This is a genomic window from Collinsella sp. D33t1_170424_A12 (assembly GCF_015554865.1).
Taxonomy (GTDB): domain Bacteria; phylum Actinomycetota; class Coriobacteriia; order Coriobacteriales; family Coriobacteriaceae; genus Collinsella.
This window is the reverse complement of record NZ_JADNJJ010000045.1, coordinates 16,301-30,490: the sequence shown is the minus strand read 5'-3', so window position 1 is coordinate 30,490 and position 14,190 is coordinate 16,301. Positions and strand designations below refer to the sequence as shown.

Annotated in this window: 8 protein-coding genes; 3 read left to right on the top strand and 5 right to left on the bottom strand. The window is 63.0% G+C overall.

Annotation, left to right across the window (positions count from 1 at the left end):
• From I2E26_RS02235 to I2E26_RS02215, 5 genes are all read right to left on the bottom strand, one after another.
• Positions 1-3,538: beta-N-acetylglucosaminidase domain-containing protein (locus I2E26_RS02235; protein WP_195419444.1), on the bottom strand; the 3,538-nt coding region annotated here is incomplete at its 3' end.
• A 253-nt stretch (positions 3,539-3,791) separates the two neighbouring features.
• Positions 3,792-5,741 carry an NAD(P)/FAD-dependent oxidoreductase gene (locus tag I2E26_RS02230; RefSeq protein ID WP_195419443.1) on the bottom strand — a complete coding sequence of 650 codons (1,950 nt, stop codon included), beginning with the start codon at positions 5,739-5,741 and terminating at the stop codon, positions 3,792-3,794.
• A gap of 301 nt (positions 5,742-6,042) precedes the next feature.
• Positions 6,043-6,954, bottom strand: a complete 912-nt coding sequence (locus I2E26_RS09025) for a YARHG domain-containing protein (RefSeq protein ID WP_370551423.1) — start codon at positions 6,952-6,954, stop codon at positions 6,043-6,045.
• Between the two features lie 246 nt (positions 6,955-7,200).
• A complete protein-coding gene (locus I2E26_RS02220) occupies positions 7,201-7,560 on the bottom strand; it encodes a hypothetical protein (RefSeq protein WP_195419442.1) in 360 nt (119 codons plus the stop codon).
• Positions 7,561-8,426: 866 nt separating this feature from the next.
• On the bottom strand, positions 8,427-9,551 hold the full coding sequence (locus I2E26_RS02215) for a site-specific integrase (protein ID WP_195419441.1): 1,125 nt from the start codon (positions 9,549-9,551) through the stop codon (positions 8,427-8,429).
• Positions 9,552-9,971: 420 nt separating this feature from the next.
• Between I2E26_RS02215 and I2E26_RS02210 the strand changes: the two genes are divergently transcribed.
• From I2E26_RS02210 to I2E26_RS02200, 3 genes are read left to right on the top strand one after another with little or no spacing between them, the layout of a single operon-like run.
• Positions 9,972-10,175, top strand: a complete 204-nt coding sequence (locus I2E26_RS02210; RefSeq protein WP_229056340.1) for a helix-turn-helix domain-containing protein — start codon at positions 9,972-9,974, stop codon at positions 10,173-10,175.
• A gap of 6 nt (positions 10,176-10,181) precedes the next feature.
• Complete coding sequence (locus I2E26_RS02205; protein ID WP_195419440.1) at positions 10,182-10,493, top strand: hypothetical protein; 312 nt, start codon at positions 10,182-10,184, stop codon at positions 10,491-10,493.
• On the top strand, positions 10,486-14,154 hold the full coding sequence (locus tag I2E26_RS02200; protein WP_195419439.1) for a hypothetical protein: 3,669 nt from the start codon (positions 10,486-10,488) through the stop codon (positions 14,152-14,154). Before I2E26_RS02205 ends, I2E26_RS02200 begins: the two co-directional genes overlap by 8 nt.
• The last annotated feature ends 36 nt before the right edge of the window (positions 14,155-14,190 follow it).

Below are 14,190 nucleotides of genomic sequence, written 5' to 3'. Positions count from 1 at the left end.
CGGGCTCGCCGGCCATGCGATAGAGGAACGCGGCCATGTCGTTACGGGTGACCTTCGCATAGGGGCGGAAGCTGAGGGTGCCGTCCTCGTTCTTGAAGCCGGTGGAGATGCCGTTGGCAGCCAGCCAGGCGATGTGCTCGGCGTGATCGGTGTTGTCGTCAACGTCGATGAAGTCGATGGGGTTGACCTTCACGAGCGAGGCAAAGGCCTCGGAGAGCGCCTTCACGGCGTCATCGACCTGCTGCTGCGTGGCGTTCTCGGTGTCGAGCACCTTCTGAGCGTCGGCGCGGACGGCGTCGAACGCCTTCCAGGACGCGCTGGTGTAGTCGGCCTTGTTGAGGTCGGCGCACTTGGCCAGCTCGGCCTTGAGCTTGGTGACGTTCACGAGCTTGGCGGCGGCGTCATCGAGCTTGGCGATGGCGGCGGCCACCTTCTCCTGGGTCGCGCCGGCACCGTCGACGAGCGCCTGGGCCTCGTCGCGGGCGGTCTTGAAGGCGGTCCAGCTGGCCTTGGTGTAGTCGGCCTCGTTCAGGCCGGCGTGCTTCTCGAGGGCGGCCCTGAGGTCGGCAACCTTCACGAGCGCGGCAGCCTTGTCGGCGACGCGCTTGGCGGCGGCGTCGACCTGGTCCTGGGAGGCGCGGCCGTTATCGAGCAGCTGCTGGGCCTCGTCGCGGGCCGTCTTGAAGGCGGCCCAGGTTGCCTTGTTGTAGTCGCCCTCGACCAGGCCCTCGTGCTTGGCCAGCTCGGCCTTGAGGGCAGCGGTGTTCACCAGGGCGTCGCGGGCTGCGACGAGCGCGGTGTGGGCGGCGTCGACCTCGTCCTGGGTCTTGTCGCCGCGAGTGAGCAGCTCGGTGGCTGCATCGCGGGCCTCAACGAGCTTGCCCCAGGTGGTGGCGGTGTGGTCGGCCTCGGCCAGGCCGGAGACCTCCTCGAGCAGAGCCTCGAGGTCAGCGGTGTTGGGAGCTACGTACTCGGGCAGCTGCGACACGTCGCCGGTGATGCCGTATGCCTCGAACTCGAAGATACGGGCGGCGGGCCACTGGGTACCCGGGGACACGGCGCGGCGGATGTCGAGCTTGACGTAGCGACCGGCCGTAGGCGTGATGGCATGCTCGGTCACGCCCTTGGTGTTGTTGTCGACATCGACGACCTTGGTGTAGTTACGGCCATCGGTGCTGACGGAGATGGTGAACGAGTGGGTGTTGGCGGATGCGCCCTCGCCACCGGCCTCGGCATGATGGATGCGGAAGCTCGACAGCGTGTAGGTGTCCTTCAGGTCAACGGTCAGCCACTGGCCGCTGTTGCCGGTGGCGCACCACTTGCTGCCCGTGACCAAACCGTCGACGGCCTTCTCGGCACGCTCGGAGGAAGCCGCGGAGCTGCTTGCCGTGGCATACTTCTTCAACGCGAGGTTGTCCATCTTTTCGGGCATGGAATCGACGACGTAGACGACGCTCTTCTTGGAAACGGTGTCCTCGCCGAAACGGTTGCGGACCGTCAGCGTCACGTCGTAGCGACCGGGCTTCGTGTAGACCACGGTGGGCTCGGCCTCGTTCGAGGTTGCCTTGGTGGCGCCGGGGAAGCTCCACTCGTACTCGGCGGCAGACGTCGAGCTGGTGTTCGTGAAGGTCACCTCGGTGCCCTTCTGGACCAGCGAGGCGGAAACCTCGAACCCGGCCTTGGGCTCGATCTGGTATGCCAGGGCGTCCTTGATGAAGTAGACCATGCTGCGCTCGGAGACGAGCTTGCCCGCCTCGAGGGCCGACACGGTGCGGTTGAGCTCGGAGGTGAGGCTGTTCACCTTGTCCTGCTCGCCCTTGACCTTGGCGATGATCAGGTCGATGGCCTTGTCGCCCGCCTGGCCCACCTGGCCGAGCTTAGCGACGAAGGAGCTGATGGGGCCGAAGTCGCCACCCGTAAGGGCGTTGGAGGCATCGACCATGGCCTTCATGTCGGCGCGCAGGGCGAGGACGTTCTTGTCCTGGGCGGGATCCTCGGAAACGACCACGGACTTCAGCAGGGCGTCGGCATGCGCCTTGGCCTCCGGGGCGTCGGGGCGACCGCAGGAGAAGGAGCCGCCGAACACCTGCGAGGAGTGCAGTGCCAGCGTGCGGACATGCTCGGCGAGCTCGGGATAGGAGAGCTCGCAGGACGCCTCAAGGGAGGCATCCTCGTCGTAGGCCTGAACGTTCCACGAATAGTCGGCGCCCGTGCCCAGCGTGATGCGGGACAGGCTGGCGCGGCCCATGGGGTTCATGACGAAGTAGCCGATCTTGTCGAAAACGGCCTTGTCGATACCGTGGATGGGACCCATGGCCAGCTTGTTGAGCTGGTAGTCGTTGCACGGATAGTTCCACCAGATGCCGGAGCGATCGCCGTAGACGCTCGTCATGAACTCGGCGTCCTTGATCGTGATGCCGTCGGGAACGACGGAGCTGCCCGTCCACATCACCTTGATGTCGGGATCGATCGTCTTGGCGAAGTTGGCGGTATAGGGCTTGGTGTTGGCGCCGTCGAGCATGGCGTTGGAGTCGTACTCGGTGGGAACCGTAGCCAGAGTGCAGGGCTCGGCCTGCTTCTTGATGAACTCCTTGTTGAAGCGGTTGAGGAGCTTGGCCTGACCCACGCCGTCTTTGTTGCTGATGTCGTCGAAGAAGATGGCGAAGTCGCGCACGCCGTTGTCGTACATGATCTTGCACTTGTTGACGAGCGCCTGGAAATCGGAATCGCTCGTGAGGTTGATGGTGTTGCCCGGCGACAGCGCGAACACGAAGTCAACCTTGTTGGCCTTGGCCTCCTTGACGAGGGCGACCATCTTCTCCATCTGGTCCTGCGGATACGGCTCGCGCCAACGAGCGCGGTGATACGGGTCTTCCTTCGGCGCGTAGATGTAGGTGTTCATCTTCGTCTCGCCGTAGAAGCGCACCTGCGCCATGCGGTCCTCCCACGACCAGTCCTCCTGGCCGCGGGCGTAGAAGCCCTCGATGGTGCCGCGGACGGGCAGCGCGGGCTCGTCGGAGATGCGCGCGTTGGGCACGTCCTTGCCCTCGATGAGCTGAGCGAGCGTCTGCGCAGCATAGTAGCTGCCGTCGCCGCCGGCACCCGTGAGGACGATGGCCTTGCGCGCGGCGTCGACGCCGAGGACGTAGCCCTCTTCATCGAGCTCGGCCGCGTTGGCCAGACCCATAGCGGTTGCAAGCGCGTCGCGCGCCGAGCAGGCGTCGTCGGCCTCGGTGAGGTAGATGGCGGTAGCGCCCTCGCTTGCGCCCTGGGCGGCGGTGCGCTCAGTCACCGTGATGCCCGCATCCTTAAGCAGCTGCTTCACGACGCGCACGGCGTCGGCGTCGGCGACATCGGCGCCGACCAGCTCTACGTTGGAAAGCGACAGGGCGCCGTCCTGGTAGGTTGCAGACTTGGGTACCGGGAGCAGCTCCGGCGTGGCACCCGCCGCGTACGCGGCGTCGGCGCCGGCGCCCGAAACCGCTGCAGCGACTGCCAGCGTGAGCGCACCCAGGCCCATGGCCCGTTTGAATCCCATGCCTTCTCCTTTCTGAAAGGTTTACAGACTGTATGCAATGGTAGGTCTGTATGCATGGGAAGCCGTCCGCTTTTAGTGGTACGGCGGCCGTTTGTCGATAAACGGCGAGCGGCGGCTTTCAGGCTGAAAACCACATTAGAGCAGGTCGCTGCCGCAAAAATCAGTCTGCAAAGACGTGGTGGCGGCAAGCTGGCAGCCGTGGCGGCGCACATCGCCGGATGCATGCGGTATGCATCCGGCGACATATTCGAACCTACAGCGCGCAGGCGGCCTCGTAGCCGGCCTCGATGGCGTCGCGCAGGTTGCCGCACTGCCTGGAATCGCCCAGCACGTGGCAGGTGAAGCCCGCCTCGGCCAGCGTGTCGGCGAGCACGGTGTTGGGGCGATAGCCCAGCGCCAGGACCAGGGTGTCGGCGCCCTCGATCACGTGCTCCTCGCCGTCCTTCTCGTAGGAGATGGCGTCCTCGGTCACGCCCGTGAGCTTGGCCTCGGTGAGCACATGGACGCCCTTGTCGAGGATGCGGGTCACGAGCACCGCGCGGCCGGCGCCGCCCTCGTTGGCGGCGAGCGTCTTGGTCATCTCGATGAGCGTGACGTCGCGGTTGGACGGCGCGAGGTCGTTGACCAGCGGGGCCAGGTAGTCGGCCGTCTCGCAGCCCACGGAGCCGCCGCCCACGATGACGATCTTCTTGCCCGGGAACGCGCGGCCTGCCAGCAGGTCGTCGGCGGTCATGACCTGCTTGAAGCCCGTCATGAAGCCGGGGACGATGGGCTCGGCGCCGTAGGCCAGGACCACCTCGTAGCCCGCGAAGTCGCGCTGGATGTCCTCGGCCGTGAGCTCGACGCCCATGCGGACGTCCACGCCGGCCTCGGCCAGACGGCTGAACTGGTACTTGATCACGCGCGTGAGCTCCTGCTTCGCCGGCGGGACCGAAGCGATGCGCAGCTGGCCGCCGGGCTCCTCCTGCTTATCCACGAGCACCACGTGGTGGCCGCGCCGCGCCGCGATGAAAGCGGCCTCCATGCCAGCGGGACCCGCGCCCACGACGAGCACGTCCTTCTTCTCGGCGGCCGGCTCGAAGCCCGCCTCGTCGTGCTCGACGTCCGGGTTGACCGTGCAGGAGATGGGCCTGCCGAACATGATGCCGTTCAGGCAGCGCAGGCATCCGATGCAGGGGCGAACCTCCTCGGCGCGCCCCGCGGCGGCCTTGTTGCAGAACTCGGCGTCGCACAGGTTGGCGCGGCCCATCATGCAGATGTCGGCGGCGCCGTCCTCGATGAGCTCCTCGGCGATCCAGGCTTCGTTGATACGGCCCACGGTGGCCACGGGGATGCTCACATGCTTCTTGATCTCGCGCGAGAGGGCGGCGTGGCTGGCCTGCTTGGTGCCCGCGGCGGGGATGGCCGAACCGCGCTTGATAGTGGTACCGCCGGAGACGTGGATCATGTCGACGCCGGACTTCTCCAGGCGACGGGACACGTAGATCATGTCGTTGAGCGTGAGGCCGCCATCGGTGTACTCGTCACCGGAGATGCGCACGTCGATGATGAAGTCCTTGCCGCAGCGCTCGCGAATCTCCGCGATGACCTCCAGCAGGAAGCGCATGCGCGCGTCCAGGCTGCCGCCGTACTCGTCGGTGCGCTTGTTGTACTGGGGCGAGAGGAAGCCGCCGAGCATGCCGTGGGCGTGGGCGGCGTGGACCTCGACGCCGTCGACGCCGGCCTTCTGCATGCGCTCGGCCGCGTCGCCGAACTGGCGGGTGAGCTCGTGAATCTCGTCGATGGTGATGGGACGCGGCGCCTCGCGCGCGTAGGACGGGCCCACGAAGGACGGCGCGATCAGGCGCGGCGTACCCGGAACGTTGAACGCCATGTACGCGGGATGGAACAGCTGCGGCATGATCTTGGCGCCGTACTGGTGAACCGCGGCGGCGAGCTTCTCCCAGCCGGGGATGAAGGTGTCGTCATAGCAGCACATATCGCCAGGCAGATAGGTATACGTGGGCTCTACGGTCACGACCTCGGTGATGATGAGGCCCACGCCGCCCTTGGCGCGCGCCGTGTAGTGATCGATCAGCGCATCGGTAACATAGCCGTGGTCGGCCAGGTTCGTGGATACGGGTGGCATGAACACGCGGTTCTTAACCTCTTGCGTGCCCACCTTGATGGGGCTGAACAGCATCGGATAAGCCTGGGATTCCATGAATCTCCCCCTCTTTTGCAAAGCGAAAACGACAAATGTGCATTTACACACCCAAATACTGTAACGCAAAAGGGAGGAAGGCGCGGGCGGCCTTCCCTTCCAAGCTGCTCGCAAGGTCGACAAGGCGCCCCACATGCCGCAAGGGGCGCAAATGTACGATTTTTTCCGAACGGTCCGAGTATCCCCGTAAACGCGCGCGCTCTACCTGGTGTTTTATAAACGAAAAAGCCGGTATACACAGGCTGTCGAGAAAAAATCGTACATTTGCGCAATCCCCGCGCCCGAGGCGCGGTGCGGGCCGCTATAACGCACCGCCGCACTTCTTCTGTTTCTCGATCCTGACCAGCATCTCGGCGTTCGCCCGCTCCACATCGTTGAGCGGACTCGGAGAAAGCGCGTCGAACTGTTCCGGCGTGTATCGCTGGCGATACCACGACTGGCTGGCAAAGTACGCCGCAAGCTCCTGGTCGGCGAAGCCGCGACCATGACGCGCGTAGATCTCGTTGCGTGCGACGGAAAGCTCCCAAGCGCTCAACCCCGATACTTCGGCCTCGCTGTATAACCGGTTGGAAGACTCGGGAAGCACGTAGGCGTCGGACTCCGGCCGCTGCGGCGCAACGGGACCCTGCTGGCAGATATCGGTTTGATAGGCTTTCGGCTGCGGGCCCTTGGAGATGGCTAGGTCGATCTCGGTGCCCGCTGGGACCTTCTCGCCCGATGCGGGAGAAACCGAGCTCACCTGTCCCACCGGGCGATCGTCGCTATACACCGCGCTCACCGCGCCGAGCTTCAGGTCGGCGTCGGCAAGTATGCCGGTTGCCGCCTCCTGCGTGCTTCCCACCAGCTCGGGCACCAGAACCTCGCCGGAGACCGGGCCCGCGATGCAGGATGACGCGGCCGCACCCGCGCAGAGAGCGAGCGCCAGCCCCGCAACGATGACGCACACCGGTGGCGAAGCGAGCTTCGACACGCGCTTGAACGCGGTCCCGACAGTATCGTAGCCGGCCGTTGCACCCTTACCGCTGCACCTCGCCGAGTGGCTATCCTGCAGCGGAACGGTCGAAGGCGCATGGTCGCATGGCGCCAAAGCCGCTTCCACCGGCGCGGGTTCCTCCCCGCCGTCGGTATCACTCGAAATGGCCTCACCGCACGCGACGCAGACCTTATCCGCCGGCCGAAGCCTCGCACCGCATTTGACACAGAAGCGTGCCACGCCCACCGCCTTTCATCGGCACCGCCGACTACTCCGGCGCACGCATCCCACTATATAGCAAACGATGGAAGACATCGTGCTGCGCGCGATGCCCCGAGCGGCGCAGCTTCGGTCGGCTTTCCACCGGCGCGCGGGCACCGTTTCGCTAGAGCCGGTCGAATCCTCCGTCGCCCCGATACGGCCGAAGCCGCCCTTATCGAGCGGCTTCGAATCGATTCTTTGCTTGTTCAAAGACGGGGACAGACCCTAGATCCAGCCCCAGACGGCGTCGTGGTGGACGGTTTTGTAGACGGCATCGTGATGCCTCGTCTCGGTGACGGCGGGACGGCGCACGTCCTTGTACCCCGCGGGCGTGATGACGGTCTCGGTCCAGGCCTCCTTATCGATTACCTGCTTCTCTTCGTAAAGTGGAAGGACCGAGTAGCTTTGTTGGGTTGCAAAGCAGTAATCTCCACAAGCGTCCTCGTCTGTAAACTCTTTGCCATCATCCGCGACAAACTTGACGCCGACCTTAACCTTTACGGTCTTATAGGTGGCGGGATGCTCGATGTAGTCGACCTTCTCGGGAGCGACCAGGACGGGCTCGGTGCGCGCCTCCGTGACCACGACGACCCATCGCGGGCGGGCGTGACGAGCACCTCCTCGTCCCAGGCGCCCCTCACGATCCCCCACCTCTTGGCCGGCCCATCTGAGCCCGCGGCGGCGGAGCCGACCTGCGGCCCGGCGGGCGCAGGGGCGGCCTGCCCGGCCGACGGGCCGTCCCCCTTAGCGGGGAGACGGGCCATCGCGGCCGCGCGCTCGGTCTCCGCAAGGTCCGTGGACACGACCTCGACGGCAGCCGCATCGGCCGGATCCGCCGGCAGCTGGGTGGACGCCGCCTCGGAGGGCGACGTCTCGCCGTCCCCGGCCGCGGCCCCCTGGGACGCGGGAACGCCCTCGGCCGAAAGGGATCCGGATGCCCAGGCGACGCTTCCCCCGATAGCCTGCACGAGGACGAGGCCGGCGGCGCCCCTTGGGCGAGGCGCCCGCGACGGAGCCCCTGTCTTCGATCTTGCTCATAGATGCTTCCCTCCGAAAACAGCCCTTATCCGACGGGCTGCCCACTTTATGTGCTTGCCTATGCATATCAATTGTATAGGACTTGCCTACAGCCTCCATGAGCAAAACCGCCGTCCGCCTGGAGTTTTGCGAGACAGACCGTGAAACTTGCTGAGAAGTTGAGAAAGCAATGTCTCGAGCGCACCTGAAAAAGGCGTCGAAAGCTTGGGCGCCAATCGCCCTCGATAACAAAAAAGCTCGCCGGCAAAGCCGACGAGCTGCAAGTTCTTGGTCGCGGGGGCAGGATTTGAACCTACGACCTCCGGGATAGCTCGCTTAATTATGTTGCTTCGCTGCATAGACCCTATTTACCCCATTTTACCTTAGTATCTTATATTTCTTATTTGCCCGGAATCACCCCGGTTAACCCCCATTTACCCATTGATAGAGACAGGGTTTTCGACAGGTCTTGACCGAAGAAGATTTACAAGTTGCTCAGTTCCCCCCAAATCGGTATATGACTCACGGTTCACATCAACGGAGTGCCCAAAGAAGGCGGACCTCAGCGCGTCGGGAACACCCCGTTGCATCCATTCCGTATTTAAGGTAGCGCGCCAAACATGAGAACTAACCTCGTGCAGAAGCGGGATGTCGAGAGTATCCGCAAGCTCATGGTAAAGGGCCTTGATCGCCTTTTGCCGGTTTGAAGAGTCCCAAACGCACTCAGGCTTGGCGGGGGCCCCGAACAGGAGGGCGCTACCCTCCTCGGGCAGCTCGGAAAGACGCTCGCGGATACGCCCTGAAACGCGCGGATCCAACACGGGGACAGTACGGCCGCGGTGGGTCTTGGACACCTCGGCGGTAACCGAAACAGTCAACGGGTCCGCATCCACATCAACATCATCACGAGTCAAGCGGCAAGCCTCGTTAATGCGCAAGCCAGTATCAGCCTGCAAAAGGGTCACGTCGACGGCACGCTGACGAATCGCAGTTCTCTGCTCAGCACTATATCGACCCCGTTTAGGCTGGGGTAGCGTCTCTGGCACATACTCGATCAAGAACGCTATGACGCGATCGCGCTCGTCGGGCGTAAGCGCCTGCCCACCTTGAGGCTTACGCCGGGCAATATGCTCGGGCAGCTCGAGGTCGAGGTCGCGAAGCGGATTGTGATCCAGAACCTCATCCGTCACAAGCCGCCTCATCACATATTTGGACGCCACTTTGCCGCATTGTCGGGCAGTTGCGGTTCCGTTCTTGGAGGCAATCGAGGCCAAAGCATCATTGAGCTGCCTGGGGCGAGTGGCATCAGCTATGGCCATCCCACGTAGCTCATCAGCGAGAAGCGCAAGGCATCGCACATAGCGGACCTGAGTATTCGGCCGCAGCGGCTTGGGAAACTGGTTTCGCTCGATAGCGGGAATCGATTCGCGCTCGATATAATCACTCAGCTTGGAATCGCGGCGCCAGGATCCCGTGCTCGACCCGTCGAGCAATGAGCGGGCGGTCGCTTTGGCTTTCTGGCGAACATCGCTCACGCGCGTAGTTTTCACCTCAGTCACATGGCGCTCCACGCGCCCGCTGAAGAGGCAAACACGCCATTGCATTGATAAATATCCGGGCTTTTTTCCGGGAACGACCTTGGATGTCGCAGTCGTGTCCTCTCCGGGCAAGATTCTCGGTCTAGGCACAGCCACCCCTTTCACCTTATTTTCGACAGGATAGCACTATGGTAGATATTTTGGTTTTAATAATTGACACTCAGAGGCAACCCGGGTAAACTAAGGTTAACAACTGAGGTATAGAGCGCACCGGTGAGACCGTGATAGCTCGCACCCGAACGACAAAGAGCCGCTCGGGCCCGCCAAAATAAGGTTCCAAAGCCGGGAGCTTACCGACCCCGACGAACATAGAAGGAGCTCGCGGATTCGTTTCAGGGCCAAGTCTTAAGACTCGGCCGCGAATCCGCGGAGGCTCCGTTGATGAATAACAAACAACCCAATCCCACCAAGCTGGCCGTTCGCGAGGCGGAAGCCGCCGAGATGCTCGGAATCGCCGCGAAGACCCTCCGCAACTGGCGTTACATGACGCCCATCAAGGGACCACGTCCTGCGCGAGTCGGGCGGGCGGTGGTTTACCCAATCGCCGAAATCGAGAAGTACATAGACGAGCACATGATCGGCTAGGCAATCATGCGCTCATACGACTTCATTTCAGTCACGCAGGCCGTAAACCTCGGCATCGCGAGTCGCAGGTCAGTCAACCGTTACATTGCCGAGGGCAGCGTCCAATCCTTCAAAACGAACGGTCGCCGCCTCGTTTCACGTGCAGACCTCGAAGCCCGCGCAAAACTGCACAAACTACCGTCGGAAGAGGCCGCAAGAACGGCCGAGCGCCTTCTCGCTGCCCAAATCGACGTTTTCGGTCCCAAGCTCACGCAAGCGCAGCGCGACGCGCTCAGCGAGCGTTTAAAGACCACAGGAGAGGCGGTCGAGCATGATTAAACCTAACGTGCGCACGCGCACAGCGTTAATCGAGGGAAAGCCCGTCGAGGTCATGCTCGCAGGCTCAACCGAGGAACCGAGCGAGAAGCCGTCACGCAAGATACGCGATGCACGCATTCTCAAGCTGACAAAAGAGCAGGAGGCCGAGGCGGGAGCGCGGGGCTGGAAGGTCGAATACCTCAACCCGGGGTTTCGAGATGCGGCCGAAGACTACTCCATGTACGGCGTGTTGAAACGTGTAATCCCAGTTCAGGAAGCCGTTGTCGAGACCGAGCCCCCGCCTAAAGCCAAGAGCACGATGAACGCCGGTCAAGGTTCCAGCTTCCCGACCGAAAAAACTAAAGAATACGGCTCAATTTCAGAAGAAACGAGGCACAGTGGCACAGTTTTGTCGGGAAACAACCGATTTCCGACAGATTTATGCCAGTATGCCAACACGGTTTCCGCAGATAGACAGCTGAAAACAGCAGTGGTGCCAACATCGGAGGTGGGAGGCCCGCCCCCATTCACGGCACCGGCACCATTTAAAGAAGAGCCGCAGCCAGTTCTCGTCAAGGGAGACGCGACGACCGCGCTCGCCCGCCTGGAAAACGGGTTCGGAATCGCAGCGCTTGACGCGATGCGCGGAGACGTGTTCACGGGGCCGCATGTCGAAATCGGCGTCGACAGCGAATGGGTCGAGGGCCCGAACGGCCGCGGAATGCTGACATATCAGCTCGTAACCCTGGAACGAAGCCTGGAGGGCGTTTTCGAACTGCACGAATGGGTTGTGTTCTCGACCCGCGGCGTACGGCCGAGCTGGGCGGACGCGGTCGCGCTCGTCATCAAAAACCGGTCTCGTGAGTACGCATACGCCGACTTTCAGGGCTGGTGGGTGCACCTGCCGCGCGGAAAGAACGACGAGGTCGCTCTCTCGTTCGTGCACGCACCCGCCAGCAAGGCGCGCATGAAGGCTCTGCGTGAGCTGTGCGCTTCGCTGCCTTATGCTGAGGAGGCAGAGTCCCTTCTTGCCTGGACGCCCTTTCGCGGCGACATAGCGCCAGCATGGGCGCGAAAGCTGGTTAAGGCGCTCGGGGGCGAGGACGTCGAGACGATGCGAACCAACCTGCGGTATTTGGAAGCCGACGACGGTTTCGCCGTCGGTGACGACGGCGTGGTGTACGTCCGGCGTGGTCTCCTCCGTGCCGATTCGCTCTACGACGACGGTCTGACGGAGATGACCGACGAGCAACGTCGCGCCATCGCCGAGGGCAGGCGCTACCGCGACGTGTTCGAGGGGACACGCGCGACGGGCTGTTCGGTTGGGTACACAAACGATTACTCGGGCCTCGGCTTCGGTCCCGACGGCGAGAAATACCCCGACTGGAAAATCAACGTCACGATCATCGCGCACTACGGAATGGCCGACCTCTCGGCGTTCGGCGCTCCGGAATTTCAAAAGGACCTCATGGTCCGACTGAGCAAGGTTCAGGGCGGCGTCGTGACCATTCAGACCACCGGCGCGCTCGTCGGGGTCATCGACGACGGAGGCAGCTTCCAAAAGGTTCTTTTGGACGTGCGGGACACGATGGCATATGCGCCCGCCGGAAAAAAGAAACTCGCCGACCTCGGCCGTGCTATCGAGTTTCCCAAGGTCGAGCTCCCCGAAGGTATGATCGAGCACATGGATGAGCTCTGGGCGAACAATTTGCCGCTCTACCTCGAGTACGCTGTCAACGACGCGGTCGTGTGCCTCATCTACGCCAAGGCGCTTTTTGGCACCGAAAACAAACTCCCGATCACGGCGAACAGCGCGGCGGCTCGGGTCGCCAAGACGTCTATCAAAAAGTATTTCGGATGCACGGACGACGACACCTTCAACGCTCGCTATCGCGGCCTCGTGCGCGTGAAAAACGGCATGTCGTACGGTCCCGAGGGCCTCGTCCCGTTCGAGTCGTTGTGCCCTATGAGCATAGACGTCGCCAGCGTCTTGAACATGTCCTCGATCGCGTATCACGGCGGCCTGAACGCCTCGAGCCTAATCGGTTTCTACGACGATGTAACCTACGACGTCGATGCCCAGAACGCGTACCCGACTGGCATGAACCTCGTCGTCGATGTTAACTGGGACGACCCGATTCTGCAGTCGATCCACGGGCGCGACCTGACGCTCGATGACTTCGACCACGCACTCGGCCCATGCACGCCCCTGCTCGCCGAAGTCGAGTTCGAGTTTCCGCAGGACGTGTATCAGCCGTGCATCCCCATAGTCGCTGACGGGTCGCTGATTTTCCCTAGATCCGACAAGGGCGCGTGGTGCGTCGTGGCCACGGCCCCGGAGCTCTGGCTCGCGCTCAAGCTCGGCGCGCGTGTGCAAGTCAAGTCCGGCGCGCGCCTCCGCCCGCTACGTCACGGCGACGGGCTCTCCCAGTCACTTAGCGCCGTCGTCCGTACTTTCGTCGAGTCTCGAAACGAGGCGAAGAAAATCTACGGAAAGGGGTCGCTCGCCGAGCTGCTCGCCAAGCTCGGTGTGAACGGGAACTACGGCAAGGTGGCGCAAGGCGTGAGCCCGAAGGCATCGTACAACGCGTTCAGGGAAGTGATGGAGGAGCTCGAAGGCTCGATCATCACGAGCCCCTACCACGCCGCGTTCATCACGGGCCTGATTCGCGCGCTGCTCGCCGCCGCGATCAACCAGCTCCGCGGGGAGGGGTACCGCGTGTTTTCGGTGACAACCGACGGATTCATCACGGACGCTCCCATCGGCGTTCTCGAGGCCCTCGACCTCTACGGGCTCGCACCGTACTTCCACCGCTCGCGGTCGGTGCTCACGAGCGGTACGGACGATAGCATCTGGGCGCTCAAGCACGCCCAAGACGATTTGTTGAACTTCACGACACGAGGCAATGTTTCGCTGCGCGTCGGCGGAGACGACTCCGTGCTCGACGGACTTCCCGGCGTGTGTGCGCATAACTCTTTTGTTACGGGCCTCGAAAAGGATTCGTTTGATGATCGCTTTGCCCTGATGCACGCGGTCGCGACTCGCACCGGGCGCATCGAGACGAGCAAGGCGCGTCCGACCGAGTTTCGCTCCCTCGTGTCGCGCAACGATCGCCAAGATTTCGCGTTTCGAAATCAAACCCGTTACCTTTCCATGGACTTTGACTGCAAGCGCAAGCCCCTTCGCGACGGGATGATTGACGTCGGTTTACCCATCGGCGGGTGCGTCGCGAACTTCGATACCGAGCCATGGGACGACGTTCGCGCATACCAGGCTGGAAAGGCGCTCGCACGACGCATCGCCGACGAGGCGTGCCTCCGTACGCGCGCCGACTGGGAACGCTATTTCTTGCGCCAGACTTCGCTCGGCAAATTCGACGCGACGGATCCGAGCTGGGCTCTCGTCAAAGCCGCGCTCAATTTGTATCGCATGGGCCAACTCGAAATTCCAGCGCTCGAACGGCTTAACGACGGCTCGAAAGGGTCGATACAACGGTGCTGCGATTGGGCCAATAGATTCGTTCCTCGCTGCTCAAAACATTACGGAAAACTCACGCGCGACGTGTGGAAAAAGCTCGGCAAGACCAACCGCAACGTCGTTGCGCCCGAGATGCTCGCCGACGTGATCGACGCTATGCAAGCCGACGACCCGCGCCCGTGGCTGGCCTTGTGGGGTGGCTGAAATGGGCGTCGTCGGGCGTTCGCCGCCCGTCCGTTT

Excerpts from the sequence above, each read along its gene's own strand:
- I2E26_RS02230 (WP_195419443.1), bottom strand. The coding sequence starts at position 5,741 with ATGGAATCCCAGGCTTATCCGATGCTGTTCAGCCCCATCAAGGTGGGC.
- I2E26_RS02210 (WP_229056340.1), top strand. The coding sequence starts at position 9,972 with ATGAATAACAAACAACCCAATCCCACCAAGCTGGCCGTTCGCGAGGCG.
- I2E26_RS02205 (WP_195419440.1), top strand. The coding sequence starts at position 10,182 with ATGCGCTCATACGACTTCATTTCAGTCACGCAGGCCGTAAACCTCGGC.
- I2E26_RS02200 (WP_195419439.1), top strand. The coding sequence starts at position 10,486 with ATGATTAAACCTAACGTGCGCACGCGCACAGCGTTAATCGAGGGAAAG.